Origin of the sequence: Sphingomonas mali NBRC 15500 (assembly GCF_001598415.1) — a bacterium.
Taxonomy (GTDB): Bacteria; Pseudomonadota; Alphaproteobacteria; order Sphingomonadales; family Sphingomonadaceae; genus Sphingomonas; species Sphingomonas mali.
Genome location: NZ_BCYX01000007.1, coordinates 1 through 26,953, shown reverse-complemented (window position 1 = coordinate 26,953; position 26,953 = coordinate 1). Strand labels below are relative to the sequence as shown.

General features: G+C 66.1%; 24 protein-coding genes and 1 pseudogene. 10 read left to right on the top strand and 15 right to left on the bottom strand.

Annotated features, from left to right (window positions below; all coding sequences use genetic code 11):
* Nucleotides 1-178: 178 nt before the first annotated feature.
* Nucleotides 179-2,482, top strand: a complete 2,304-nt coding sequence (locus SMA01S_RS07715; RefSeq protein ID WP_066820032.1) for a CDC48 family AAA ATPase — start codon at nt 179-181, stop codon at nt 2,480-2,482.
* Between the two features lie 6 nt (nt 2,483-2,488).
* Nucleotides 2,489-3,178: an SDR family oxidoreductase gene (locus SMA01S_RS07710; protein WP_066820030.1), complete on the top strand. Its 690-nt coding sequence runs from the start codon at nt 2,489-2,491 to the stop codon at nt 3,176-3,178.
* A gap of 1 nt (nt 3,179) precedes the next feature.
* On the opposite strand, the gene SMA01S_RS07705 is transcribed toward SMA01S_RS07710, so the two are convergent.
* Together SMA01S_RS07705 and SMA01S_RS07700 are read right to left on the bottom strand one after the other, a co-directional pair.
* The gene (locus SMA01S_RS07705; protein WP_066820025.1) at nt 3,180-4,478 is read right to left on the bottom strand and encodes an MFS transporter; all 1,299 of its coding nucleotides are present in this window, start codon (nt 4,476-4,478) and stop codon (nt 3,180-3,182) included.
* Entirely contained in the window at nt 4,475-4,798 is a 324-nt protein-coding gene (locus tag SMA01S_RS07700; RefSeq protein WP_066820023.1) for an antibiotic biosynthesis monooxygenase family protein, read from the bottom strand. The genes SMA01S_RS07705 and SMA01S_RS07700 overlap by 4 nt, the downstream gene beginning before the upstream one ends.
* Nucleotides 4,799-4,929: 131 nt before the next feature.
* Between SMA01S_RS07700 and SMA01S_RS07695 the strand changes: the two genes are divergently transcribed.
* The gene (locus SMA01S_RS07695) at nt 4,930-5,544 is read left to right on the top strand and encodes a class I SAM-dependent methyltransferase (RefSeq protein WP_066820021.1); all 615 of its coding nucleotides are present in this window, start codon (nt 4,930-4,932) and stop codon (nt 5,542-5,544) included.
* An 86-nt stretch (nt 5,545-5,630) separates the two neighbouring features.
* Here SMA01S_RS07695 and SMA01S_RS07690 read toward each other — a convergent pair whose 3' ends face one another.
* Nucleotides 5,631-6,047, bottom strand: a complete 417-nt coding sequence (locus tag SMA01S_RS07690; protein WP_066820019.1) for a GFA family protein — start codon at nt 6,045-6,047, stop codon at nt 5,631-5,633.
* Nucleotides 6,044-7,207, bottom strand: coding sequence for a phospholipase D-like domain-containing protein (locus SMA01S_RS07685; RefSeq protein WP_066820017.1), 1,164 nt, complete (start codon nt 7,205-7,207; stop codon nt 6,044-6,046). Before SMA01S_RS07685 ends, SMA01S_RS07690 begins: the two co-directional genes overlap by 4 nt.
* A 155-nt stretch (nt 7,208-7,362) precedes the next feature.
* Here SMA01S_RS07685 and rpoZ point away from each other — a divergent pair, with 155 nt between their 5' ends.
* Nucleotides 7,363-7,707 carry a DNA-directed RNA polymerase subunit omega gene (gene rpoZ, locus SMA01S_RS07680; protein ID WP_066820015.1) on the top strand — a complete coding sequence of 115 codons (345 nt, stop codon included), beginning with the start codon at nt 7,363-7,365 and terminating at the stop codon, nt 7,705-7,707.
* Between the two features lie 145 nt (nt 7,708-7,852).
* Here the strand turns inward: rpoZ and SMA01S_RS07675 are convergent.
* The 3 genes and pseudogenes from SMA01S_RS07675 to SMA01S_RS07665 form a co-directional block, all read right to left on the bottom strand.
* Nucleotides 7,853-8,068, bottom strand: a pseudogene (locus SMA01S_RS07675) (aminotransferase); the annotation flags it as partial.
* Between the two features lie 8 nt (nt 8,069-8,076).
* Nucleotides 8,077-9,069 (bottom strand): hypothetical protein, encoded by a 993-nt coding sequence (locus SMA01S_RS07670; protein WP_157093862.1) that lies wholly within the window; start codon nt 9,067-9,069, stop codon nt 8,077-8,079.
* Between the two features lie 157 nt (nt 9,070-9,226).
* Complete coding sequence (locus SMA01S_RS07665) at nt 9,227-10,387, bottom strand: aminotransferase (protein ID WP_066820009.1); 1,161 nt, start codon at nt 10,385-10,387, stop codon at nt 9,227-9,229.
* 117 nt (nt 10,388-10,504) lie between these two features.
* Between SMA01S_RS07665 and SMA01S_RS07660 the strand changes: the two genes are divergently transcribed.
* From SMA01S_RS07660 to SMA01S_RS07640, 5 genes are all read left to right on the top strand, one after another.
* Nucleotides 10,505-11,578, top strand: coding sequence for a type III polyketide synthase (locus SMA01S_RS07660; RefSeq protein ID WP_066820007.1), 1,074 nt, complete (start codon nt 10,505-10,507; stop codon nt 11,576-11,578).
* Nucleotides 11,575-12,264, top strand: coding sequence for a methyltransferase domain-containing protein (locus SMA01S_RS07655; RefSeq protein ID WP_066820005.1), 690 nt, complete (start codon nt 11,575-11,577; stop codon nt 12,262-12,264). The genes SMA01S_RS07660 and SMA01S_RS07655 overlap by 4 nt, the downstream gene beginning before the upstream one ends.
* Nucleotides 12,243-13,349 carry an NAD(P)/FAD-dependent oxidoreductase gene (locus tag SMA01S_RS07650; protein WP_066820002.1) on the top strand — a complete coding sequence of 369 codons (1,107 nt, stop codon included), beginning with the start codon at nt 12,243-12,245 and terminating at the stop codon, nt 13,347-13,349. Before SMA01S_RS07655 ends, SMA01S_RS07650 begins: the two co-directional genes overlap by 22 nt.
* Nucleotides 13,350-13,374: 25 nt before the next feature.
* The gene (gene msrB, locus SMA01S_RS07645) at nt 13,375-13,773 is read left to right on the top strand and encodes a peptide-methionine (R)-S-oxide reductase MsrB (protein WP_066819997.1); all 399 of its coding nucleotides are present in this window, start codon (nt 13,375-13,377) and stop codon (nt 13,771-13,773) included.
* Nucleotides 13,774-13,844: 71 nt separating this feature from the next.
* The gene (locus tag SMA01S_RS07640; RefSeq protein WP_066819995.1) at nt 13,845-15,989 is read left to right on the top strand and encodes a transglycosylase domain-containing protein; all 2,145 of its coding nucleotides are present in this window, start codon (nt 13,845-13,847) and stop codon (nt 15,987-15,989) included.
* On the opposite strand, the gene SMA01S_RS07635 is transcribed toward SMA01S_RS07640, so the two are convergent.
* The 3 genes from SMA01S_RS07635 to SMA01S_RS07625 are packed head-to-tail and all read right to left on the bottom strand — an operon-like array spanning nt 15,965 to nt 17,744.
* Nucleotides 15,965-16,723 (bottom strand): M48 family metallopeptidase, encoded by a 759-nt coding sequence (locus tag SMA01S_RS07635; protein WP_066819993.1) that lies wholly within the window; start codon nt 16,721-16,723, stop codon nt 15,965-15,967. The genes SMA01S_RS07640 and SMA01S_RS07635 overlap by 25 nt on opposite strands.
* The gene (locus tag SMA01S_RS07630; protein ID WP_066819991.1) at nt 16,720-17,157 is read right to left on the bottom strand and encodes a YcgN family cysteine cluster protein; all 438 of its coding nucleotides are present in this window, start codon (nt 17,155-17,157) and stop codon (nt 16,720-16,722) included. Before SMA01S_RS07630 ends, SMA01S_RS07635 begins: the two co-directional genes overlap by 4 nt.
* Nucleotides 17,154-17,744: an SCO family protein gene (locus tag SMA01S_RS07625; protein ID WP_066819989.1), complete on the bottom strand. Its 591-nt coding sequence runs from the start codon at nt 17,742-17,744 to the stop codon at nt 17,154-17,156. The genes SMA01S_RS07630 and SMA01S_RS07625 overlap by 4 nt, the downstream gene beginning before the upstream one ends.
* A 73-nt stretch (nt 17,745-17,817) precedes the next feature.
* Between SMA01S_RS07625 and SMA01S_RS07620 the strand changes: the two genes are divergently transcribed.
* Entirely contained in the window at nt 17,818-18,429 is a 612-nt protein-coding gene (locus tag SMA01S_RS07620; protein WP_066820221.1) for an ankyrin repeat domain-containing protein, read from the top strand.
* Nucleotides 18,430-18,624: 195 nt separating this feature from the next.
* Here the strand turns inward: SMA01S_RS07620 and SMA01S_RS07615 are convergent, their stop codons facing one another.
* From SMA01S_RS07615 to nadB, 5 genes are all read right to left on the bottom strand, one after another.
* Nucleotides 18,625-20,190 (bottom strand): lipopolysaccharide biosynthesis protein, encoded by a 1,566-nt coding sequence (locus SMA01S_RS07615; RefSeq protein ID WP_245649199.1) that lies wholly within the window; start codon nt 20,188-20,190, stop codon nt 18,625-18,627.
* A 42-nt stretch (nt 20,191-20,232) separates the two neighbouring features.
* Nucleotides 20,233-23,016: a DNA polymerase I gene (gene polA / locus SMA01S_RS07610; protein ID WP_066819987.1), complete on the bottom strand. Its 2,784-nt coding sequence runs from the start codon at nt 23,014-23,016 to the stop codon at nt 20,233-20,235.
* Between the two features lie 245 nt (nt 23,017-23,261).
* A complete protein-coding gene (locus SMA01S_RS07605) occupies nt 23,262-23,954 on the bottom strand; it encodes a 2OG-Fe(II) oxygenase (protein WP_084250183.1) in 693 nt (230 codons plus the stop codon).
* A gap of 56 nt (nt 23,955-24,010) precedes the next feature.
* Entirely contained in the window at nt 24,011-25,117 is a 1,107-nt protein-coding gene (gene bla, locus SMA01S_RS07600; RefSeq protein WP_066819983.1) for a class A beta-lactamase, read from the bottom strand.
* A gap of 141 nt (nt 25,118-25,258) precedes the next feature.
* Nucleotides 25,259-26,845 carry an L-aspartate oxidase gene (nadB, locus tag SMA01S_RS07595; protein WP_066819981.1) on the bottom strand — a complete coding sequence of 529 codons (1,587 nt, stop codon included), beginning with the start codon at nt 26,843-26,845 and terminating at the stop codon, nt 25,259-25,261.
* Nucleotides 26,846-26,953: the final 108 nt, after the last annotated feature.

Here is a 26,953-nt window from a genome sequence, read left to right as displayed (position 1 = left end):
CACATAGAGCGGGCCTTTCAGGCATCCTCTCCTAAAAACTTTCCCGGCCGGGCCCCTTGGGTCCGGCCTTTTTTTGTCTCGATTCGGGGCCGCCTGATAGCCGCCCTCTCGCGCTTCGGGAACCGGGTCACTATCTCACGCGCTCTCGATTCTTCCGCTCGCGAAACAAGGTGACCCTATGGCAGACGGCGACGATGCCCCCCAACGCAAGCTCCAGGTTGCCAATGCGCGACCCGAGGATAGTGGTCGCGGACTGGCACACATTCCACGCGCGCTGATGGCGCAATTGGGCATCGGCGAAGGCGACATCATCGAGATCGTCGGCAAGTCGACCACCCCGGCGCGCGCGGTCGCGCCCTATCCCGAGGATGAGGGACTCGAACTGATTCGCATCGACGGCCTGCAACGCGCCAATGCCGGCGCCGGGTCGGGCGATTATGTCGATGTGCGCAAGGCCGAGGCCAAGCCCGCGACCCGCGTCGTCTTCGCGCCCGCGCAGCAGAATCTGCGCCTGCAGGGATCGACCGGCGCGCTCAAGCGCACCTTTTTCGGCCGCCCGCTCTGCGCCGGCGACGTCGTCGCCACCGCCGGGCAGCAGCGGATCGACCCCGACGGCGTCCCGCCCAATGTCGCGCAATATCTCCGCGCGCCGGCCTATGCGTTGCAGGAAATCCGCCTCGCGGTGATCTCGACCGTGCCCAAGGGGGTGGTGCTGGTCGACGAAAATACCGAGATCGAGCTGCGCCCCGAATATGAAGAGCCCAAGGACGCGCGGCGCGCCGACGTCACTTATGACGATATCGGCGGCATGGCCGATACGATCGACCAGTTGCGCGAGATGGTCGAATTGCCGCTGCGCTATCCCGAACTGTTCCAGCGGCTGGGCGTCGAGCCGCCCAAGGGCGTGCTGCTCCATGGCCCGCCCGGCACCGGCAAGACGCGCCTGGCGCGCGCGGTCGCCAATGAGAGCGACGCGCAATTCTTCCTGATCAACGGGCCCGAGATCATGGGCTCGGCCTATGGCGAATCCGAATCGAAACTGCGCCAGGTGTTCGAGGAAGCGGCCAAGAACGCGCCGTCGATCGTGTTCATCGACGAGATCGATTCGATCGCGCCCAAGCGCGGTAATGTCTCGGGTGAGGCCGAAAAGCGCCTGGTCGCGCAGTTGCTGACCTTGATGGACGGGCTGGAAGCGCGCGCCAATCTGGTGGTGATCGCGGCGACCAACCGGCCCGAGGCCGTCGACGAGGCGTTGCGGCGTCCTGGCCGGTTCGACCGCGAGATCGTCGTCGGCGTTCCCGACGAGCGTGGCCGCCGCGAGATATTGGGCATCCATACGCGCGGCATGCCATTGGGCGACCATGTCGATCTCGACGAGCTGGCCCGCACGACCTACGGTTTCGTCGGCGCCGATCTCGCCGCGCTCGCGCGCGAAGCCGCGATCGAGGCAGTGCGGCGGATCATGCCGCGGCTCAATCTCGAGGACCGCACCATCCCGGCCGACGTGCTCGAGACGCTGGCGGTCACCCGTGAGGATTTCCTCGGCGCGTTGAAGCGCGTCCAGCCCTCGGCGATGCGCGAAGTGATGGTCGAGGCGCCGCGTGTCCGTTGGGACGATGTCGGCGGGCTCGACGACGCGCAGATGCGATTGAAGGAAGGCGTGGAGCTCCCGCTCAAGGACCCCGACGCGTTCCGCCGGCTCGGCATCCGTCCGGCCAAGGGATTCCTGCTCTACGGCCCGCCCGGCACCGGCAAGACCCTGCTCGCCAAGGCGGTCGCGCGCGAGGCGGAGGCGAACTTCATCTCGACCAAATCGTCCGACCTGCTCAGCAAATGGTATGGCGAGAGCGAGCAGCAGATCGCCAAATTGTTCGCCCGCGCCCGCCAGGTCGCGCCGACGGTGATCTTTATCGACGAGCTGGACAGCCTGGTCCCCGCGCGCGGGGGCGGCCTGGGCGAGCCGCAAGTCACCGAGCGCGTGGTCAACACGATCCTGGCCGAGATGGACGGACTCGAGGAATTGCAGTCGGTCGTCGTGATCGGGGCGACCAACCGCCCCAATCTGATCGACCCGGCGCTGCTGCGTCCGGGCCGGTTCGACGAGTTGATCTATGTCGGCGTTCCCGACGAGAAGGGCCGCCGACGCATCCTGGCGATCCAGACGCAGAAGATGCCGCTGGGCGACGATGTCGATCTCGATCGCATCGCGGCGCGGACCGACCGCTATACCGGCGCCGATCTCGAGGACCTGACCCGGCGCGCGGGCTTGGTCGCGCTGCGCAAGAATATCGACGTCAAGCAGGTGACTATGAGTGATTTCGAGGACGCTCTGGTCGATTCGCGCGCGTCGGTGACCGCGGAGATGGAACGCGACTACGAACAGATCGCCGCGACGATCAAGCAGGATGCGGCGTCGCTGCAGCCCTTGGGCTTCATCTCCCCCGGGCAGCTGCGGCCGCATGGACCGAAGGGGACCGACTAGGCCGCCATGCCGACTGCATTCATCGTCGGCGCTTCGCGTGGCCTCGGCCTCGCGATCGCCGCCGAACTGCTCGAGCGCGAATGGAACGTCATCGGTACCGTCCGAGGCGGCGCACGCACCGGCATGCACGATCTCGCCGACAGCTGTCCCGATCGGGCGGAGGTCGAGACGCTCGACATGAACCGCCCGGATCAGATCGCCGCGCTGCGCGGACGGTTGGCGGGCCGGACGCTCGACCTGTTGTTCGCCAATGCCGGCGTCACCACGCACGATCCGCTGGCGCGCATCGGTGATGTCGACGCCGACGAATTCACCCAGGTTATGATCACCAATGCGTACAGTCCGATGCGGGTTATCGAGGCGTTGCACGATCTGGTCCCGGCCGACGGCCTGATCGGCGCGATGTCCTCGGGCCAGGGCAGTATCGCAAATAACGAGATAGGAACGCGCGAAGTCTATCGCGCCAGCAAGGCGGCGCTCAACATGCTGATGCGCAGCTTCGCGGCGCGGCCGGAGCAGAATGGCCGGGCGCTGCTATTGATGGCACCGGGCTGGATCCGCACCGACCTCGGCGGTGAACACGCGCCGTACACGGTCGCGGACAGTGCGCCGATCCTGGCCGGGCTGCTACTGTCGAAACGCGGCGTTCCCGGGCTTCAATATCTCGATCGCTTCGGGAAAGACGTGCCCTGGTGAATCAGCGTGCCGCCGGCCGCAACGCAATCCAGCAATAAACCATCAGCACCAAACACGCCGCACCCGCGGTCAAATACGGCAGCGAGTGCCAGAACTCGTACAGCCCGACCCCGATCGAGGGCCCGAGCACGAAACTGGCGCCGTTGACCGACGTGACCTTGCCCGCGACCGATCCTTGCGCGGCCGATCCAACCGCGAGCGACGAGCCCGCGGTGAAAGCGGGGCGCGTGAAGCCGAAGCCGATGCTCGCCAGCGCGTACGCGGTCGCCAGGCCATAGAGCGAGGTAGCGAGTCCGGTCAGCGCGCAGCCGGCGGCGGCGAACACCAGCCCGACCAGCATCATCACGCGCGGCGTCAGATTGAACAGCGGAATGAGGCCCCATTGCACCAGCAATGCCGCGCCGGCGCCCATCATCAGCACGATTCCGGTCGGCTGCAGCGCCTCGGCCGGCGGCAGATGGAGGCGGTCGATCACCAGAAAGCCGATCGCCTGCCCGGTCATCGCCTGGGCATGGCCGAAGACCAGCCCCGCGATCATCCAGGCACGGACCCGCGGATCGAGGAAGCCCACTTCCTCGACATGCTGACCCATCGCGGCGGTGATGCTCGCGCCAGAGGACTGGCCGCCGATCGACGGATAGGCATTGGCGGCGCCGTGCGCGCCGGGATCGTCCATCGCCGCCTCGCTGCGGTCGTTGGGCAGCATGCGCAGCACCGCGATGAACATGGCGGCGCCGAACAGCGCGAACAGGAAAGCGGGGCCGGATAGACCGATTTCGATACCGCCGACGCTGCCGAGCAGCAGATACGGCGCGATCGCGGGGCCCAGGATGGTGCCGAGCCCGAACGCCGAGCCGAGCAAGGTCAGCGCCTTGGTCCGCTCTTCGCGCGTGGTGCGGCCCGCGACGATCGCCTGCACCGCCGGCGGCGCCGCCGCGCCGAACGTGCCGTAGATCAACCGACCGACGATGAAGAGCAGGAAGGCCGCGGTCCCGCCGATCCAGCCGTTGATCCCCGCTGCGAGAAAGACTCCGCACAAGGTCAGCGAGACGGCGAACCCGCCGACCCCAAGGAGAATCATCGACCGTCGACCGCGCCGATCCGACCGGCTCGCCCAGAGCGGCGCGGCGATCACCCATAACAGCGCGGATACCGAAAAGGCCGCCGCCACCGCATTGTCGCGGACATGGAGCGACCGCCCGATCGCGGGCAGGACCGATTGCAAGGCAGTGTTGCCAGCCGCGATCGTCAGCATCACGGTGAACAACAAGGCGAAGTCGCGGTCGAACTTCGCCGTCATCCCTTCTCCCAATCGTAACTGCGCCCGACCTCGGCGACATGGAGCGAATACCAGCGATACCAGCGCCCGCGTCCGGCATCGCGAATCTCGCTGTGCCGCGCGTGTTGCCGCCAGCCGATCGCTGCCGCTTCGTCGGCCCAATAACTCACCGTAATGCCGATACCGTCGGCGCCGCGCGCGCTGTCGATTCCACGATAGCCGGGTTGCGCGGCGGCCAGCGCATCGGCCTCGGCGGCGGCGGCGGCATAACCTTCGGGGTCATCCCCGGTGACCTCGGACACGAAGATCACCGCGATTGTTCCGGGTGCGAGCGTCGTCATGTCGCGTCGATGAACCGGCACGCCGCCTAGCGCAACCCGTCGAAGCAGCCTAAAGACTTGATCGCGCGTTACAGCTTTGCGACAGGGGTTTCCGGTCGCGTACGAATTGGCGCACAGCTACAAGGAATATCATGTCCCAGCCCCGCTTCGCTCTAGACAATGCGGAGACGCGCGCGCGCAAGCTCCCCTCTCCATGGGCGATGTTTCTCAGCGGGTTCTTCAAACGACCCGTCATGGTCGGCTCGATCGTCGCCTCGTCCAAGGCGCAGATCAACGCCATGCTCAAGGTGCCCGACTGGCCCAAGGTCAAATTGTTCGTCGAATACGGACCGGGCGTCGGCACCTTCACCCAGGCGATTCTCGACCGCCTGCCGGCCGATGCGACCTATATCTCGATCGATACCAACCCGGATTTCATCGACTATCTGCGAATCAAGTTCACCGATTCGCGATTCGTCCCGGTCCATGGTTCGGCCGCCGATGTCGAACAGATCGTCGCCGAGCACGGCTTCGAGGAAGCCGATTACGTGCTGTCGGGCCTGCCCTTCTCGACCTTGCCCAAGGGCGTCGCTCCGGCCATCGCCGCCGCGACGCACCGCGTGCTGAAGACCGGCGGCGCCTTCCTGGTCTATCAGTTCCGTCCCAAGGTGCGCGACTTCCTGGAGCCGCATTGGGACCGGATCGACTATTCGATCGAATGGTGGAACATCCCGCCGTCGCACAATTTCTTCGCCTGGAAGGACTGAGGGGCCGGAGGATCGAAGGCGCCCGTCCAGGATGAGCCCCCGGGTTCGCGGGGAGGACGTCTGGGTGTCGCGCCGGCAACCATGCGTTACCCCCGCGGTGTCGGATTCTTCTCGAAACTGACGACATGGTCGGGCAAGCGCACCCAGCGATGTCCCTCGCCTGCCCACACCGCTTGCTCGGGCATCGCGAAATCGCGGTCGGCAAACCCGCCCAGCGCCACTCCGACCAACGCCGGCATCCGCTGCGGATACCAGAACAAATTGGACCCGCAGGCCGGGCAGAAGCGGAAATCGACCGCGAGCCCGCTCGCAGAGGCGCGGACATAGCTCGCCGCCTCGCCGCGCGCCGTTACCTGCTCGCGCATATAGAAGACCGCGACGCTGAACGCGCTGCCGGTGCGGCGCTGGCATTGCTCGCAATGGCACAAGGACACTTTGCGCGGTTCCCCGTCGCACGCGACCTCCAGCGCACCGCAATGGCAGGAGGCGACGCGGAGGGTCATTTGCGAAACCGCCGCTCGGGGCCGAAATTGAGGCTGCGCGTGACGTTATAATCGAGCACGGTCATCACGAAGAACGCCGCCGCCTGCTTGGTCCGCGTCCACCAGCCGGTGCGCGCGCGATAGAGGTCGGGTGTGATCCGCTCCGATTCGGCGATTTCTCCGTCGACATATCCCCGGACATGCGCGGCGAACGCCTTGTCCTCGACTCGCAGCATCAGTTCGAGGTTCAGATAGAGGCTGCGAATGTCGTAATTGGCCGAGCCGACATAAACGGTGTCGTCGATCACGAAGAGCTTCGTGTGCAGCTTGGTCGGCTGGTATTCGTAGATCTCCACGCCTTTGCGGAGCAGCCCGGCATACGTGAAGCGCGACGCCCAGATCGCCGCGCCATGGTCGTTCTTCGACGCCAGCACTACCCGCGCCTGGCCGCGCTGGCCGATCTGGTCTAGCCGCCGCAACATGCCGGGGCTCGGCGCGAAATAGGCGCTGATCAGGTCGACCCGCATCGCGCGTTCGAGGTCGGCGCGCACCGATCTGGCCCAGGGCGAGGGCCGTCGTGTCGGACCGCCGAACAGCCAGCGCGTCGCGCCGTCCGGCTCGCTCCATTTCGACAATAGCGCGCGCAATGCCCGCAGCGGCGCCTGGTCGCGCTTCGCCCAGCGGTCGAGCGCGTCGAAATAGCCGGTCAGGTGGTTCGCCGACGGCCCCTCGATATAGAAGCCCAGGTCGCGCCACGCTTGCTCTTCGTTGGTCCCGAAATAGCTGTCCTGGATGTTGAATCCGCCGATGATCACCCGCTCCTCGTCGGCGAGCGCGAGCTTCTGGTGATTGCGCAACAGATAGCGCCGCCCCCAGCGCGGCACGAAGCGGCAGACGTCGATGCCGGCATCCTTCAGCGGATCGAAGAAGCGATGGTTCTCGGCATGCTCGCTGCCCAACCCGTCGACGATCAATTTGACCGTGACCCCGCGTCGCGCGGCGTCGATCAACGCCTGGCGCACCTTCGCCCCGGCATCGTCGTCGACATAGATGTAATAGAGGATGCGCAGCGATCGCTCGGCGCCCGCGATCAGGTCGAGCAAGGCGGTCAGCCGTTCCGGCCCATCGGTGATGAGCCGTAGCGTGTCGCCCTCGATCTTGAAACTGGGTTCGCCGGCCATCCCCTCTCTATTGAAGCGCGGCGCCGCGTCGGGCAAGCGGGCGCCGTCGTTCGTGGCGACAATGTGCGGAAAACGCGATTTTCTTGACTCTTTGCGACCCATTGCCCTAAGCGCCCACGCTTCCCATCTTGGTGTTTTGCTGAAGGAAGCGTTTCATGGCGCGCGTCACTGTCGAAGATTGCGTCGACAAGGTTTCGAACCGTTTCGATCTGGTCCTGTTCGCGGCCCAGCGCGCCCGCCAGATCTCTGGCGGCGCCGAGCTCACCGTCGATCGCGACCGCGATAAAAACCCGGTCGTCGCTCTCCGCGAAATCGCCGAGGAGACGGTGCGCCCCGATCATCTGCAGGACGCGGTGATCAGCGGCATGCAGAAGGTCCAGGTCGACGACGACGACACGCCCGACGAAATCGGCTCGCTGTCGCAGTCGGCCGAGGCCCTTCGCCTCACCGCCGCCGCGCCGCCGCGCAACCAGAATTTGGGCGGGGATTACGACGGTTGAGGCCAGCGATTAGCGGTCGCTAATCCCTGAAAAAGCCGAAACCACGGACGGCGGGCGAAGCCCGACCGACGTCGCGGCTTCGCCGCGACGGTTTGATAGAGATTTTTTGATAGAGATTTGAGGCCTGCGGAGCGATCCGCGGGCCTTATTCTTTGCCCACCGCCCGCCGAAACCCCGCCATCCGCTCAATCGCGGCATCCAGCGTCGCGTCGCTCTTGGCGAAGCACAAGCGAACGACATTGGTCACAGGGTCTTCGGCATAAAAGGCCGAGACCGAGATTGCAGCGACTCCCGCTTCGTCGAGCAAGCGGTTGCTGAAGGTGACGTCGTCGAGCGCGATGCCCGAGGCGGTCAGGTCGATCGGAAACATTAGGGCGATGGCGCTTTGTCAGCGACGCCAGTTAGCCAGTATGATCTGACAAGCGCGGGTGGAAAAGCTCCGAGGTGAAATCCCCCATACGGACGCGGTGCTTCTGCCTTTTGAGGCTGCTTGCTTCTGTACTCGCCAGTCGCCTTTATAAAGCCTGACAGGCCAGGGCGCAGCCGTTCTTCCTGCCGGTCGCACCAGGCGGAAAATTTGCCCTCAAGGCTATCGATCGCCGAAGCTGGCGTTTCAACGGTGCAGGCAAATTCGACCGAAGAGCTAAGTCCGTCGCGCTTACCGACCTTATAGCGCAAAGCGAGAATGCTCCCGTTGGCGAACCACGCATACCGCCATTGCGTGCTTCCCGGGCGCTCGTAACCGTCGTCTCTGTCTATACCCCGGATAAGGCTCGCGGACGTATGAGCGACTATCTCGAACTCCCGAACGAGTTCAGGATATAGAGTAAGCGGCTCATCCGTCGCATAAATAGCTACTTTCGCGGCGGTCACGCTGGGCAATGCTTCGGTCCCGATGGGAGTTAGCCGAACGAGGCCGGCGGCCCCCCAGCCGCGTTCCTCAACTGCTCGACAAGACCGGGCAGCAAGTGAAATAACGACTGCGCTGTCAAACCCGTCCTTGAGTTTCGCAACAGGCACTTCAATGCGGCAGATGATAGTGTTGGAGTAGCGCCCGGTTACGACCACAAGAGCATCCCGGTAGATAAGACGTATGTGTCCATCCTCGACCGAGCCGTCTTGAAGAAGCGGCGAGCCGTGTGTGGCAATCACCTCCTTCAGCGCGATCGAAAGAGTTGCTCGACGCCGCTCGATAAAGGCGATCGAAGGTTCATTGGATATCGGATAGGTCCGTGCGGTTACCTCTCGCGCCAACCCTTCAAGCGGTCGGCTATCTTGGGAATCGGCAATGCTCGGACTGCTCAACGAGAGCGTAGCGACCACGACGATCGACAACGCTAACCAGAGACGAAAAACCCGCATCCTCTTCTCCCGCTTGAAGCCCCGCGACAGGACTAGCTCGAGGCGAAGGTGTAACAAGCTGGATTGATAGTTAGCGCACCCCCGCTACCGCACAAAAGAGTCCGAAACGGCGGGAACGGCAGCTCAGTAAGCTCGACTCCGCGAAAAAATGGGCCGTTTACGCAGACCCCAGCGCCCGCCGAAACCCCGCCATCCGCTCGATCGCGGCGTCGAGAGTGGCGTCGCTCTTGGCGAAGCACAGGCGAACGACATTGGTCACAGGGTCTGCGGCATAAAAGGCCGAGACCGGGATCGCCGCCACGCCGGCCTCGTCGAGCAGACGATTGCAGAAGGTGACGTCGTCGAGCGCGATGCCCGAGGCGGTCAGATCGATCGAGATGAAATAGGTCGCCGCCGACGGCAAGGTGACATAGCCCGCCTCGCGCAGTCCCGCCGCGAGCCGGTCGCGCGAGCGCTGGAAGCCTGCGCGTTCCTTGTCGAACCAGGCCTTGTCCTTGGCGAGGCCGTAGGCGGCCGCCCATTGCAGATTGGGTGGTGTGGTGAAGGTCAGGAACTGGTGCGCCTTGGCCAGACCGCGCGCCAGCTCGGGCGCGGCGCACATCCAGCCGACTTTCCACCCGGTCAGCGCGAACATCTTGCCAGCCGAGCCGATCTTGACCGTGCGCTCGCGCATCCCCGGCTGCGCCATCAGCGGCACGTGACGCGCGCCGTCGAACACCAGTTCTTCCCACACCTCATCGCAGATCGCGATCAGGTCTCGCTCGACGCAGAAGCGCGCGATCACCGCCAATTCCCCTGCCCCAATCATCGAGGCCGAGGGATTGAGCGGACTGTTGAGCACCAGCAGCCGGGTCTTGGGCGACCACGCCGCCTCGAGCATATCCCCAGTCACGCGCCAGTCGGGCGGGCTCAGCCGCACCAGCTTCGCCACGCCGCCGGCGCGTTCGACCAGCGGCAAGTACGCGTCGTAGAGGGGCTGGAACAGGATCACCTCGTCGCCCGGCGAGACGAGCGCGAGCAGCGCCGCGGCGATCGCCTCGGTCGCGCCCGACGTCACCACCACCTCGTCCGGCGACAGATCGAGCCCCTGATGCTCGGCATAATGCGCGGCAACCGCCTGGCGCAGTTCCGGCAAGCCGATCATCGGCGGATATTGGTTCGACTTCTCGACCAGCGCCCTGGCCGCCGCGTCGATGATATCGGCCGGCCCCTGGGCCTCGGGAAATCCCTGGCCCAGGTTGATCGCGCCGGTCGCCCGCGCGCGCGCCGACATCGCTTCGAAGATCGTGGTGCCCATACCGGCATAGATCGGATTCATGCCAGCCTGATAGCGGCCGAGGGCGAGTGGAGCAAAAAGACGCGGCATCTGTTAAACTGGCGTACCGCTTCCGAGGCACTAACCCGGTGTCCCTTGTTGCCGAAAAGGTCGCCGCTCGTGTCCGCCAATGTCTATCTCAACGCTATCGGTACCGCAGTGCCCGACCATGACGCGCACAACGCGTTCATCGGCTGGGCCCAGCCCAAGATCGCCGATCCACGCCTCGCCAAAGTGTTCGGCCGGATGGTCGCGCGATCGGGGATCGAGCATCGCTGGACCGTGTTGCCACACGCCGACGATGGCGGGTCGCCGATCGGCCCCGGCGGATTCTACGAAGGTGGCTTCATGCCGGGCACCGACGCGCGGATGCGGGTCTATGCCGATGCAGCGCCGGCGCTGAGCCTCGACGCGATCGACCGGCTCGCCGAACAGGTCGAGATAGACCGGATCACGCATCTCGTGCTGGCCAGCTGCACCGGCTTCGTCGCGCCCGGCGTCGATCAGATCATCGCCCGCCGGCTCGGCCTGGCGCCGTCGGTGGAGCGGCTGCTGGTCGGGTTCATGGGTTGCTATGCCGCGGTCGCCGCGTTGCGCAGCGCGCGCCACATCGTGCGGTCCGAACCCGGTGCGCGCGTGCTGGTGGTCTGCGTCGAACTCTGCTCGCTCCATCTCCAGGATACCGGCGAGATCGAGAAATTGCTGGCGATGCTCCAGTTCGGCGACGGCGCGGGCGCGGCCTTGGTGACCAGCGATGCCGCCGGGTTCGAGCTCGAGGCGCCGTTCGCCACCACCTTGCCCGATTCGGAGCAGCTGATCCGCTGGGACATCACCGACAAGGGGTTCGAGATGCATCTGTCGGGCGAAGTCCCGCAGCGCATCGCGCAAGGGCTCGCCGATCCCGATTTCGCCACCGCCGCGCTCGGTGGGCGGAACGTCGAGGATATCGACGGCTGGGCAGTGCATGCCGGTGGGCGCTCGATCCTCGACGCGGTCGAGACTGCCTATCATCTGCCGCAAGGCGCCTTGTGGGCATCGCGCGAGACGCTGCACGATTATGGCAACATGTCGTCGGCGACATTGATGTTCACGCTGGCCAAGATGCTCAAGGGACCGCGAGTCGGCCAGGGCATCGCGCTGGCGTTCGGGCCCGGGCTGGCCGCCGAAGGATTCGGGTTCCGGAGCGCGGCGTGAGTCTCGCTCAGCGCGCCATCGCCGATGAGCTGATGGACGCCGACGACCTCGACGCGGCGACCTATGCGGCGGTGGTCGGCGATCTCGCCAAGGTCAATGTCGTGACGATGGCGGCGCGTCCGACCCTGTCGTTCATCGATCGCGCGCTCAACGGCCGCAAAGCATTCAAATTACTCGATGTCGGGTTCGGCGATGGCGACATGCTGCGGACGATCGCGCGCTGGGCAGCGAAGCGCGGCATCGCGGCCGACCTGGTCGGCGTCGACCTCAATCCGCGCAGCGAAGCGGCGGCGCGGCAGCACTCGTCCCCCGATACGGCGATCCGCTGGATCACCGGCGATTACGCCGATCTTGCCGGCCAGGGCTGGGACATGGTGATTTCCAGCCTGGTCGCGCATCACATGACGCACGAACAGCTCGTCGCCTTTCTGCGCTTCATGCAGGCCGAGGCGCGGATGGGATGGCTGGTCAACGATCTCCACCGTCACGGCTTCGCGCATTGGGGATTCCCGTTACTCGCCCGCACGTTCGGCTGGCACCGCATCGTCCGGCTTGATGGCACCTTGTCGATCGCGCGATCCTATCGCCCCGGCGAATGGCCGCCGATCCTGGCCGAGGCCGGTATTACTGACGCGCGCGTCTATCGCGCCTTTCCGTTTCGCCTGTGCGTCGAACGCCTGCACTGATCGTCGGCGGCGGGCCGGCAGGCGCGGTGGCGGCGCTGCTGCTGGCGCGCGCCGGGACGCCGCATCTGCTGATCGAGCGCAGCGCCGAGACCGGCGACGCCTTGTGCGGGGGGTTCCTGAGCTGGCGGACGCTCGAGGCGCTCGATCGCCTCGGCATCCGACGCGATGCGCTCAACCGTGAGGAAATCCGCCGGCTGCGGCTGTTCGCCGGCGCGCGTCGGGCCGAAGCATGGCTGCCGCGCCCGGCGCTCGCGGTCTCGCGCCGGCGGCTCGATACCTTGCTGCTCGATCACGCGATCACCGCCGGCGCGGCGGTCGAGCGCGGCGTCGCGGCGCGCGCGCTCGAAGGCGATTGCGTCCGCCTGGCCGACGACAGCGAAATCACTCCTGACGCCTTGTTCCTCGCCACGGGAAAGCATGATCTGCGTGGGCTGGCACGCGGTGCCGAGCGTAGCGACGACCCGACTTTGGGCCTGCGCGTCCGGCTGGGGCCGAGCGACGCGCTCGACCGGATAGTTGGCGATACGATCGAGCTCCATCTGTTCGATCGCGGCTATGCCGGGATCGCGCGGCAGGAAGACGGCACGGTCAATCTGTGCATGGCGGTGCACCGGTCGCGGCTGAGCGGGGCGGGATCGCCGGACAAATTGCTCGACGCACTGGCACGCGAATCGCCCCGGCTAGCCGAGCGGTTGGCCCATCGCGCCAGCGCTGCGGCGATCGATGCGGTGGCCAACGTGCCTTATGGCTGGCGCGTCGCGGACGGCACGGCCGGGCTGTTCCGGCTTGGCGATCAAGCTGCCTGCATCCCCAGCCTGGCGGGCGAAGGCATGGGAATCGCGATCGAAAGCGGCGCGCGGGCGGCGACCGACTATCTTCGCCATGGCCCAGCCGGCGCCATCCTCTATCAGCAGCGGCTCGCGCGCGACCTGACGACCCCGTTCGCGGTGGCCAACAGAATTCGCGCCGCCGCCGAGCGACCCGCCTGGGCGAGCGCACTGACCGCGGCCGTGCGACTGGCGCCGCAACTCGCCGGAATCGCCGCCCGGCTAACCCGGATCAGCCACAAGCCGCTTGACGCGTGATCGCAGCGTAACGATCTTCCCGCGCATGGAACATCTCTCGCTCTCCGAAACCGAATGGCGCAAGCGCCTGACCCCCGAGCAATATCATGTGCTGCGCGAGGCGGGGACCGAACGCGCCTTTGCCGGCATCTACAACGACAATAAGGCCGACGGCATCTATGCCTGCGCCGCGTGCGGACTCGACCTGTTCGACAGCGCCGACAAATATGATTCGGGATCGGGCTGGCCCAGCTTCACCCAGCCGATCGCCGAGGATCATGTCACCAACCATAGCGACACCAGCCATGGCATGACGCGCACCGAAACCCGTTGCGCGCGCTGCGACAGCCATCTGGGGCACGTCTTCCCCGACGGGCCGCCGCCGACGGGTCTGCGCTATTGCATGAACTCGATCAGCCTCGATTTCCGTCCGCGTGCGGATTGATTGGCGCGGCGAACCGCTTGAACCCGCGCTTGTCGAGCCTCGGTTAACCCTCTAAGCCCTCGCCCATAACGATGGCCAAGGCGTCCAAAATTGTCCCCCGCTGGCGCCGCTGGCTCGTGCTGGGCCTGCGCCTTTCCGGCGTCGCCGCCTTGCTCGGCATCATCGCGCTCGTCGTCACCGTCTATGTGACCGAATCGCAGCTGCCGAGCTTCGACGAGCTCAAATCCTCGCCCAACGGCCAGATGATCCGCGTGCTGGCCGATGACGGCACCCCGATCGTCAGCCTGGGGCCGAGCTATGGCGAGTGGCTGCCTTACGCCCAGATCCCGCAAGTGATGAAGGATGCGATGGTCGCGGTCGAGGATCGCCGCTTCCGCAGCCATCCCGGCGTCGATCCGATCGGCGTGATCCGCTCGTTCCAGGTGCGCGCCCAACAGGGGCATTGGACCCAGGGCGGATCGACCATCACCCAGCAGCTGGCGCGCAACATCTTCCTGTCGTCGACCAAGAAGTTCGGCCGCAAGGCGCGCGAGATGGTCCTGGCGCTGGCGCTCGAGCGCAAGTTCACCAAGGACCAGGTGCTCGAACTCTATCTCAACAAGGTCTATTTCGGCGGCGGCGCTTACGGCATCGACGCCGCCAGCCGCAAATTCTTCGGCCATGGCGCCGGCCAGCTGAGCCTGGGCGAGGCGGCGATCATCGCCGGGCTGGTCAAGGCGCCATCGCATTATTCGCCCACCGCCGACGCCCAGGCCGCGGTCGACCGCGCCGGCGTGGTGATCGGGCTGATGAAGGAAACCGGCAAGATCTCCGCTGCCGAAGCGGCGTCGGTCGATCCCAGGACGGTCAAGCTCGCGCCCGAGCCCAACCAGAACAGCGTGCGCTATTTCACCGACTGGGCACTGCCCCAGCTCGAGAATCTGATCGACGAGCCGACCCGTCCGCTCGAAGTGTGGACGACGATCGACATCCGCATGCAGAAGGCGGCCGACGCCGCGATCGCCGCTTACGCCCCCCGCAATGCGCAAGGTGCGCTGATCAGCCTCGATCGCGACGGCGCGGTGCGCGCGATGGTCGGCGGCAAGGATTACGTCACCTCGAACTATAATCGCGGCGTGACCGCGCTGCGCCAACCGGGGTCGTCGTTCAAATTGTTCGTCTATCTGGCGGCGCTCGAGGCGGGGCATCGCCCGAGCGACCGCATCGTGGACGAGCCGATCACGATCAATGGCTGGAGCCCGCGCAATTCGTCGGGGCGCAATGCCGGGGAAATGGATATCCGCACGGCCTTTGCCTACTCGGTCAACACGGTCGCGGCCAAGATCGGTCAGGAAGTCGGCTTCTCGACCGTCGCCGACATGGCGCGCCGCTTCGGCATCTCGACTCCGATCTCGACCGTGCCGTCGATGGTGCTGGGATCGAACGACGTCCGCCTGATCGACATGACCCGCGCTTTCGCCAGCGTCGGCAACAAGGGCGTGGCGGTGACCCCGTACGGGATCACCAAGGTCACTTCGATGGGCGAGACGATCTACAATCACGAAGTCGACCGCAGCCACGTGCTGGTCGCGCCTTATGTCGCCGCCGAGATGACCGACCTGCTGCAGACCGCGGTCGCCACCGGCACCGGCAAGGCGGCGCAGATCGGACGCCCGGTCGCGGGCAAGACCGGGACGACGAGCTCGAACAAGGATGGCTGGTTTCTCGGTTTCTCCTCGGGCCTGACCACCGGGGTGTGGATGGGGCGCGACGACGCCAAGTCTATTCCGGGCCTGCAGGGCGGCACCTTGCCGGCGCGCGCCTTCGCGGCGTTCATGAAGATCGCTACCGCCGGGCGCCCGGTCGAAGCGTTCGACACCCAGGTGACCTTGCCCGAATGGCAGCTCGACAACGAAAGCGATTTCGGCCAGCCCGATAACGGCCTGTTCGTCGACCCCGACGGCAATCCGATTCCGCCCGACCAGATCGCTCCCGATGCTCCGATCGGCGGGGGTGATGCGGGCGAGCCGCCGCAGACCGAAAATGACCCGCCGCAGACCGCGCCCGACGCCGCCGACGATGGTACGCAACGGCCCGAGGAGCGGCTCGACCGCAAATGGATCGATCGCATGACCGGCAGTTCGGGCGGCGATCCGAACCGGCCCAAGCGCGTCGTGCCGAACGGCGCCCCGGCCGATCGGCCGCGCGAGATTCAGCCGCCCCGCCCGACCCAGTGAAGCGTCGCGCCGTGGCGCCGCAGCCAGGCGCGCGCCGGAGCCGGGTCATCGCCCAGCAAATGCCGATAGGCGGCGTGGAATGCCGGCGAATGGTCCATATGGAGCCGATGCGCGACTTCGTGCGCGACGGTTGAACGCCGAACATAGGTGGGCGCGCAGATCAGCCGCCAGCTGTAGCGGATCGCACCGGTCGACGCACAGCTGCCCCAGCGGCCTTTGGGATCGGCGACCGCGACGCGGCTGACGGTGACGCCGGCCTTGGCCGCGAATTCGGCGGTCTCTTCGGTCAGGACCGCAAGCGCACGGCGTTTAAGCCAGGTTTCTATGCGGCGTGAGAGACCTTCCAACGGCCCGCCACACACCAGCCTTTCGTCACCCCGGCCTTGTGCCGGGGTCCACAGAGCCGCAAATCCCGGGTCGTGCGGCTCCGTGGATGCCGGCACAGGGCCGGCATGACGGATTAGGGTAATCGTCCGTGACCGCTCCGGCGACCAGTCGATCGCCACATCCTCACCCTCGATCGGGATGACCGCCCCCGGCACGAACGGCCGCCCCTCGGGCAGCTTCGCCCGCTGCGCCTCGATCCAGCCGCGATGATCGTTGGCCCAGGCCATCGCCTGCTTGAGCGAGGCGCGCGGGGGAATGGTCAGCCGTACGCGCCCGCTCGCCGGATCGACCGACAGCCGCATCCGCCGGGCGCGGGCATGGCGGACGACGTCGAGATCGCCGCTCACAGCTTGCGGTCGACCAGATGGAATTCGAGTTCGCCGGCATCGTCCTCGCTGACCGTCCAGCCGCGCGTCGATTCGCCGGCGCGATGCACCGCCTCGCGGTCGCCGCTGACGAGATAATGCCAATCGGGCAGCTTCTCGCCATTGGCGCGCAGGCGATAGGCGCAGGTCGAGGGCAGCCAGTCGGTGGTATAGACGTTCTTGACCGTCAGCCGCACGCAATCGGGCACATAGGCGCGGCGATTGCGATAGTCCTTGCACTGGCCGGCGCGGCGATCGAGCATCCGACACGCGACGTTGGTCGGATGGAGCTCGCCGGTTTCCTCATCCTCGAGCTTGTGGATGCAGCATTTGCCGCAGCCGTCGCACAACGCCTCCCATTGGCCGCGATCGAGTTCGGCCAATGTCTTGGTTTCCCAGAACCTGTCGGTCGTCACGGGTTGGTCTTCACCCAGCGCTTGATCTCATCCGCGGTCGCCTGCGCGCCCTGCTCGGTCGGCAGCAGGGCGAGCGGCTTGCCGTTGCTGTCCATCAGATAGGCAGCGTTGGAATGTTCTACCAGATAGCCGCCATTGGGCGTGGATTTGCCCTTGGACGAGAACACGCCGTACTCGGTCTTGATCGTGTCGATCGCCGCCGCGCTCCCGGTCAGGCCCACGAAGCGCGGATAGAAAGCGCTGACGAATTGCTTGACCACCGCCGGCGTGTCGCGATCGGGATCGACCGTCACGAATACCGGCACGACCCTGAGCGACAGCGCGGGATCGCTCTTGTCGAGCAATCGCATCGCCGCGCCGATCGTCTGCGCCGTGGTCGGGCAGACATCGGGGCAATAGGTGTATCCGAAATACATGATCCGATATTTGCCCGCGAACGCCTTGTCGGTGATCGCCCTGCCGTCCTGGTCGATCAACTGGAACGGGCCGCCGATCTTGGCGCCCGCCAGCGGGGGGTCGGCCGGGGTGGCGTTCGAGCAAGCGGCGAGCGCCAGCAGCAGTGAAATCGGAAGCAAACGCAGGTTCATCGCAGCGCCAGCCTTGATCTTTTACGGTCGGCTACGCAAGTTGATCCCGACTTTTCCCGCAGGGCACCAGATCATGATCGCACGACTTTCCCGCATCGCGCTTGCCGGCGCGCTGGCCGTCACCGCCCTACCCGCCGCGGCGCAGCTCGCCAGCGGCTCGCCCGGCTATCAATTCCTCGACGCGGTCAAGAACGACAAGGGCAACGACGTCGAATCGATCCTGGCCAAGCCGGGGTCGCGCATCATCGACACCCAGGACCCGTCGACCGGCGAAGGCGCGCTGCACATCGTCGTCCGCCGCGACGATTCGCGCTATCTGTCGTATCTGCTCGCCAAGGGCGCCAATCCCAATATCAAGAACCGCCAGGGCGACACGCCGCTGCTGGTTGCGGTCGACCGCGGCTATGGCGACCTGATTCCGATCCTGCTCAAGAACAAGGCCAACCCCAATTTGGCGGGCGATGGCGGACAGACCCCGCTGATCAAGGCAGTGCTGCGCCGCGACGAACAGATGGCGCGCGACCTGATCGAGGGCGGCGCCGACCCCGACAGGCGCGATTACATGGCGGGCAAATCGGCGCGCGATTACGCCAATGGCGATGCGCGCAGTCCCGGCATGATCAAGCTGTTCGCCGATCTCCCGGCTGCGCCCAAGCGCGGCGTTTCGGGACCGACGCTTCGTTGAACCGGTAGCGGCCGATGGAATGACCGCAGGGGGCAGCGCCGCGGCCAAAATCGTTTGCGATCAGCTTTAGCCGTCATGCCGGACTTGTTCCGGCATCCAACGTGCAACAACGGCTGGAGTCCGTGGTGGAGAGTTGGACCCCGGCACAAGGCCGGGGTGACGATTCGGCTTAGTCGTATTCGGCTCCAAGATCGCTCAGCTAGCGGGTACCGCGGCGCTCGCCCCGGGCAATTTCTTGAACAACGCCCGGTCCTCGGGCCGGAACGCCCATTTCCACAGCACGAACAGATAGGTCACCATGATCGCGGGCTCGCCGACCGAGAGCTCGATCCATTCATAGCGCTTGGGCAGCGAGGTGAACGCCATCCCGACCAGGATCGCGACCGCCGCGGCGCCGAGCAGCGACCAGCGCCACCCCGCCACGCGCGCCTTCAACAGCCGGGCGAGGAAATTGGACTTGATCACCGACCCGACGCTGAGCGCGACAAACAAGGCGATCGCGACGCTCACTCCCTGGACCGAATCGCGCGTGCCGAACCGTGCCAGGATCGAGCGGTCCCAGTCGATCGATCGCATCACCGCGACCAGCGCGAAGCTCAGCACGATCTGAAGCACCAGCACGCCGATCGAGATCATCAGGTTGCGATGCCGCGCGATATAGACCAGCGCCGATTCGCAGACCGCGCCGGTCGAGGCGAACACTTCCGCCCATAACAGGAAAGCGAGCGCGGCAGTGCCCGCGACGAATTGCTTGCCGACCAGCCCCATCACTGCCTCGCCCGGGATCGAACCCATCAGCGCCAGGCAAGTCTGCAGCCCCATGATCCAGAAGCCGACCTGGCGCACCTGGTCGGCGATCGCCGCCTTGTCGTCGCGGGCCAGGCTGGTGGCAATGACCGGCCCCAGGATCGGATCGAAGCTGGTCTTGAGCTTTTGCGGCAGCGAGGCGACCTGTTGCGCCATGTAATAGATGCCGACGATCGCCGGCGGGAACAGCAAGCCGAGGATGAAGCGGTCGACATTGCGCGTCGCCCATTCGATCGCGTCGGCGCCGGCCAGCGGCGCGTTGCGCCGCGCCAAGGTCGCCACGTGCGCGACGTGCGGCGTCCAGCCGCGCGGCAGGCCGTAGCTGCGGATCAGCGGGATCAGCGAGGCGACCATCGCCGCGACCATCGACAGCATGTACGCGAGCACCAGCCCATTGCGCGCGCTGATGAAATAGAAACCGAGCGCGGCGATCGAGATCGTCCAGGGCTCGACCACCGCGCGCGCGGTCACGCTCGCCTTGATGTTATGGCGAAAAGCGAGCGCCGAGAGCGCGACATCGGACCAGGCGCTGGCGACGATGATGCACGGCAACAGCCGCTCGATCAGGGTGATGTCGCCATGCGGGTACATCACGCGCGGCAAGGCGATCAGCACCGCGCCGGCGATGGTCGAAGCGAGCATCGCCACCGCCATCCCGTCCCACACGACGTGCGGATGCGGGCGCTCGGTCGTGGCCAGCGCCTGGGCCAGCCCGCGCTTGAGCCCCAATGTCGCGACTAACGCGGCGAGTTCGACCACCACGAGCGCGAGCGCGAACCGCCCGACCGCATCCGGTCCATAGAGCCGCCCCGCGACGAACAGGAACGGCAGACGTGCGACCAGCCGCAGCGCGAACCCGCCGATATTGGTCCGGCCGCCCTTGGCCAGCACGGCAAGGTCGTCCGCCGGACCGGTCGGCGGCACGACCGGCGCGGCGGCAGTGTCAGTCGACACGCGCCATCCCCTCAACCATGCGTCCGGCAAGCGCGGAATCGATCAATGCGCCGCGCCCCAGCTGGCGCCGGTGCCGATCTCGACCGCGAGCGGCACCGATAGCGGCACCGCGGGCTCCGCCGCCGTCGCCATGACACGTTCGATCACCGGCTTGGCCGCCTCGACCTCGCTTTCGGGCACTTCGAACACCAGTTCGTCATGGACCTGGAGCAGCATTTTCGTGCCGGTCAGACCGGCATCGGCCAGCGCCGGTCCCATCCGCGCCATCGCGCGCTTGATGATGTCGGCGCTGGTGCCCTGGATCGGCGCGTTGATCGCCGCGCGTTCCGCCCCCTGGCGGACGTGCTGGATCGGCGCGCGGATCTGGGGGAACCAGGTCTTTCGGCCAAACAATGTCTGGGTATAGCCCCGCTGCCGCACGCCCTCGAGCGTCTCGTTGATATAGGACGAGATGCCGGGGAAGCGGTCGAAATAGCGCGAGATCATTGCCTGCGCCTCGTCCGCGTCGATCTCCAGCCGGGCGGCGAGGCCCCAACGCGAAATGCCGTAGAGAATGGCGAAATTGATCGTCTTGGCGCGCCCGCGCGTGTCGCGATTGACCTCGCCGAACAGCTCCTTGGCAGTCGCGGCGTGGATGTCCTCGCCGCGCAGGAACGCGTCGCGCAACGGCGGCACGTCGGCCATGTGCGCCGCCAGCCGCAGTTCGATCTGCGAATAGTCGGCCGCCAGGATCACGTTGCCGGGTTCCGCCACGAAAGCGTCGCGGATCTGCCGCCCGATCTCGGTGCGGATCGGGATGTTCTGCAGGTTTGGATCGGTCGAGGACAGGCGCCCGGTCTGCGCGCCGGTCAGCGAATAGCTGGTGTGGACGCGCCCGGTGTCGCGATCGATCTGCTGCTGGAGCGCGTCGGTATAGGTCGACTTGAGCTTGGACAGCTGGCGCCAGTCAAGCACCAACCCGGCGATCGTCACGCCCTCGGCCTTCATCTTCTCGAGCACGGTGACGTCGGTCGAATAGGCGCCGGACTTGCCCTTCTTGCCGCCCTTCAGTCCCATCTTGTCGAACAGGATCGCGCCCAGCTGCTGGGTCGATCCGATCTGGAACGGCTGCCCGGCCTCGGCCTGGATCTCTTCCTCGAGCCGGACCATTTCCTGCGCGAAACGGCTCGACAGGCGCGAGAGCTGGTCGCGATCGACCTTGATCCCGGCGCGCTCCATCGCGGCGACGACCGGGATGATCGGGCGGTCGACCATCTCGTACACGCGGGTCGCGCCTTCATAGGCCAGCCGCGGCTTGAACCGGGTCCATAGCCGCCAGGTGACGTCGGCATCCTCGCCGCCATAGCGCGTCGCCTGGTCGAGCGGCACCTGGGCAAAGCTGATCGCTTTCTTGCCGGTGCCGGTCACGTCCTTGAAGCTGATGCAGCTATGTTCGAGCACGGCATGCGCCACCTCGTCCATGCCGTGACCGGCGAGCGACTGGCCGGCATCGAGATCGAAGCTCATCACCATCGTATCGTCGATCGGCGAGACCGGCAGGCCGTGGCGGATCAGCACGTTGATGTCGTATTTGATATTGTGCCCGATCTTGAGCACGCCCGGCGCGGTGAACAGCGGCTTCAACCGGCTAACCACCTCGGCCAGCGGCAGCTGCGGCGGGACTTCGCCGAACATGTCGTCGCTGCTCTTGTGCCCAATCGGGATGTAGCAAGCGCGCCCCGGCGCGGTGGCGAGGCAGATGCCGACCAGATTGGCCGCCATGCTGTCGAGCGAATCGGTTTCGGTATCGATCGCGATCGTGCCGCTGGCATGGCTTTCGGCGATCCACGCCTCGAGCCGGTCGATGCTCGTCACGGTTTCATAGGCATCGCAATTGACCGGCGGCAGCTCGATGAAATCGGGCGTGACCGGCCCGGCGGTCGCGACCGCCGCGGCGACCGGATCGGGCTGCTCGCGGCCCGGGGCGTGCGCGGCCATGCGCGACAACAGGGTCTTGAACCCCTGATCCTCGAGGAAGGCGCGCAACGGCTCGGGCGGGATGCCGTCGAGCTTGAGCTCGTCGAGCGTGTGCGGCACCGCCGTGTCGACATGGAGCGCGACCAGCTTGCGCGACAGCCGGGCCATCGCCTCATGCTCGATCAGATTGTCGCGCATCTTGCTGGGTTTCATCTCCGGCGCGGCGGCCAGCACCGCGTCGAGATTGCCATATTCGACGATCAGCTTGGCCGCGGTCTTGGCGCCGATCCCCGGCACGCCGGGAACGTTGTCGACTGCATCGCCCATCAGCGCCAGCACATCGCCCAATTGGTCGGGTCGCACGCCGAACTTCGTCTCGACATAGTCCGCGCCGCGCCGTTCGTTCTTCATCGTGTCGAGCATGTCGACACCCGGCTGGATGAGCTGCATCAGGTCCTTGTCGGAACTGACGATGGTGACGTCCCACCCCGCCTCGACCGCACGGCAGGTATAGGTGGCGATGATGTCGTCGGCCTCGAACCCCTCTTCCTCGATACACGGCAGCGAGAAGGCGCGGGTCGCCTCGCGGATCAGCGGGAATTGCGGGATCAAATCCTCGGGGGGCGGCGGACGCTGCGCCTTGTACTTGTCGTAGAGATCGTTGCGGAAGGTGTGCGAGCCCTTGTCGAGCACGACCGCGAGATGGGTCGGCCCCTCCGCCTTGTCGAGCGCGTCGGCGAGCTTCCACAGCATCGCCGTATAGCCATAGACCGCGCCCGCCGGCGTACCGTGCCGGTTGGTCAGCGGCGGGAGCTGATGATAGGCGCGGAAGATATAGCCCGAACCGTCGACGAGATAGAGATGAGGCATCGCGGGAGGAGATAGCGCCCCGCGCGCGCCGGAACAAATGGTTAGGATGGGTGGAGGGACATTCGTTCGACCAATCCGACAGCGGCGACCGCCTCGCCCAATACCTCAACCGTCACCCCGGACTTGTTCCGGGGTCCAATGCGCCTCCAGCGCGGGCTTTCGAACCTCTTACTTCACGCCTGCCTCCCGTTGGACCCCGGCACAAGGCCGGGGTGACGAAGGCGGAGGTGCAACCCCTCTTCCAGCTACGCCGCGTCGTGGAAGATGATCCCCAGCGTATGACGCCGCCCCGACCGCAACGTGCTGACGCCATGACGCATTGCGACGCGATAATCGCCGCGGCCGCCCGCAACCGGCCGGTGATTGACCGCGAACGCCACCCCATCGCCCTGGCTTAGCGGCACCACCTCTACCCGCGACTGCATGCGCGGCCGCTGCTCGGTCAGGCCGAATTCGCCGCCGGTGAAATCCTCGCCCGGGCGCGACAGCAGGATCGCGACCTGGAGCGGGAAGACGTGCTCGCCGTACAGATCCTGATGCAGGCAATTGTAATCGCCGGGTCCATAGCGCAGCAGCAACGGCGTCGGCCGCGTCTGCCCCGCTTCGTGGCACCGCGCGAGGAAGTCCGCATGGCCGGCGGGAAAGCGCGTCGGCAGGCCGAGCCGCTCGTGCCAGCGATTGGCGATGGGCGCGAGGCGCGGATAGAGCGCCGAGCGCAACCCGACGATCGGATCGGGCAGCGGGTAGCGATAATAACGATATTCGCCGCGTCCAAAGCCGTGCCGCGCCATCACCACCTGGCTGCGGAACTGGGCCGGATCATCATAGCCGGCGGCAATTCGCGCGCAGCTGTCGGCATCGAGCAGCCCAGGCAACATCGCCCAGCCGCGCGCATCGAGCTCGCCGGCGAGCCTCGTCCAATCGTGATCGTCGTTCATGAAGCAGCCCATAGGGCGCGGCCTTGCCGGACCGCGCCCCGGGGATTGCGGTCAAATCACCAACGGTGGTTGGTCACCACGCCCAGCACGACCGCCTGCATCAATTGCTGGCGTTGGGGGATGGTCTTGGGCGTGTCGCCGATCATCACCGCGATGGCATAGGCCTTGCCGTTGGGCGATATCAGGAAGCCGACATCGTTATAGCCGGCGGTCCGTCCGCTGAAATCCTGCCCGGTTCCGGTCTTGTGCCCAAAGGTCCACCCTTCCGGAACCGCGCCGCGCAGCCGCTGGCGGCCGGTATGCGAGGATTCCATCGTCGACATCAGATATTGGGTCGAGGCCGGCGAGAGCAATTCGCCTTTCTTCAGCCGGGCGAGCGCGGTCACGATCGCACGCGGCGCGGCGCCGTCGGGCGGATCGGCGACATAGCGTTCGAACGCGTCCATCCGGGTCGAGGCGGGGATTTTCGCGCGCGCGGCCTCGAACGAGCGGCCGGTCGAATATTGCGGCTTCCATTCGAGCCCGGCGGTGAAGCTCTGCAACAAACGCTCGCCCGGTCCGAAGCGGATATCGGCGATCCCCTTCTTCGCCAGGAAGGCGCGCACCGCGGTCGGCCCGCCGGCAAGCCGCAACAGGCAATCATTGGCGGTATTGTCGCTCTGCGTCAGCGCACGCTGCAGCAATTCGCCGACCGTGGTCTTGTAGCCGTCATCCTTGACCAGGGCGGCGATCGGCTGGTGGAACAGCGTCAGATCGTCCTTGCGCACGGTATAGGGATCGTTGAGCGTCAACTTACCCTGATCGCGCAGGTCGAGCACGGTCATCGCTACCCACAGCTTCGACACGCTCTGCTGCGGCAATTTCAGATCGCCGTTCGAGGTGACCGTCCAGCCATCGTCGATGCTCATCACCGCGATGCCGACCTTGCCGCCGAAATCGCGCGTCAGCGACGGCACCAAATTGGTCAGCGCGGCGGGCGCCAGCACTGCCGGCTTGGGCGCCGGGAGCGGCTGCACGACTTCGCGCGGCGGCGCATACGCCACCGGCGGCGCGAGGCTGCGCGAGACCCTGCTGGACTGGCTATCGGAGACGCAGCCCGCGATCGCGAGGCCGACGACTACACCCAACGCTATTTTACCGAAACGCTTCACAGAACGACCCATGATCCCCGCCCATGTTCTTCTCGACGATGAGAGTATCGCAGGAAACCTGTTGCGGAATCCCTGATATAGTGTCTCCGCGATGAACCGCACCTGAAAAGCGGTGGAGCGAGCAACCAACCCGCTGAGAATCCGTGGATTCCCTTAAGGGACCAGCACAGTATCCGCGGCGACCGGCAAAGTTTCGGGATAATCGAGCGTGTAATGCAGCCCGCGTGATTCGTGGCGGTGCAGCGCCGAGCGCACGATCAGGTCCGATGTCTGGAGCAGATTGCGCAGCTCGATCAGGTCGGGCGTCACCCGGAAATGGCCGTAATAATCCTCGATCTCGCCGGTCAGCATCTTGATCCGATGGGCGGCGCGTTCGAGCCTTTTGGTGGTGCGGACGATGCCGACATAATTCCACATGAAGCGGCGGATCTCGGTCCAGTTCTGCTTGATCACCACCTCTTCGTCCGAATCGGTCACGCGGCTTTCGTCCCATGGCCGGATCGGCGGCGGCGGCGGCAAATCGTCCCAATGCGTATTGATGTGCCGCGCGCAGGCTTCGCCGAACACGAAACATTCGAGCAGCGAGTTGGAGGCCAGGCGATTGGCGCCGTGCAACCCCGATTCGGTGCATTCGCCGGCGGCATAAAGGTGCGGCAAGTCGGTACGGCCGTCCAAGTCGATCACGATCCCGCCGCAGGTGTAATGCTGCGCCGGCACGACCGGGATCGGCTCCCTGGTCATGTCGATACCGAGGCCCTTGAGCTTCTCGTAGATGGTCGGGAAGTGATGGGTGACGAACTCCGCGCCCATGTGACTGATGTCGAGATGGACGTAATCCAGGCCGAGCCGCTTGATCTCATGGTCGATCGCGCGCGCCACGATGTCGCGCGGCGCGAGTTCGGCGCGCGGATCGAAATCGGGCATGAAGCGATAGCCCGTTTCCGGGATCTTGAGCTGCCCGCCCTCGCCGCGCACCGCCTCGGTGATCAGGAAATTCTTGACCTCGAGATTGTAGAGGCAGGTCGGGTGGAACTGCATCATCTCCATGTTGGAGATGCGGCAGCCGGCGCGCCACGCCATGGCGATGCCGTCGCCGGTCGCCCCGCGCGGCGCGGTCGAGAACAGATAGGTCCGCCCCGCCCCGCCGGTCGCCAGGATCGTCGCATTGGCAGTGAACAATTCGACCCGGCCGGTGGCGCGGTTGACCGCATAGACGCCCCAGATATTGCCCGCGCCCGAATAACGCTGCTCGTGCTTCGAGGTGGCGAGGTCGACCACCACCATGTCGGGGACGAGCGTGATGTTGGCATGGGCCTGGGCGGCATGGAGCAGGGCTTCTTGAACGGCCCAGCCGGTGGCGTCGTTGACATGGACGATACGCCTGTGGCTGTGCCCGCCCTCGCGCGTCAGATGGAGGTCGCCGCCTTCCTTGTTGAACGGCACGCCGAGTTCGATCAGCCGCTCGATCGCGCGCGGCGCATTCTCGACGACGAACTCGACGGTCTTGCGGTCATTGAGCCCCGCGCCGGCGATCATCGTGTCCTCGATATGGCTCTCGAACGTGTCGCCCGGCTCGAGCACCGCGGCGATGCCGCCCTGCGCCCAGGCGGTCGACCCCTCGGCGAGCCCGCCCTTGGCGAGCACCGTCACCCGGAAACGGTCGGCAAGGTTGAGCGCGGCGGTAAGCCCGGCGGCGCCGGAACCGATGATCAGGACGTCGGCATTGTGGGGGTCGGTCAACAGCCCCTTCCTTTCATTAGCCCCTCCCCTTCAGGGGAGGGGTTGGGGTGGGGCAGTGCCCCAAGCGAAATTCTCTGCGAGGCATGCCCCCCCCCCCCCCCCCCCCCC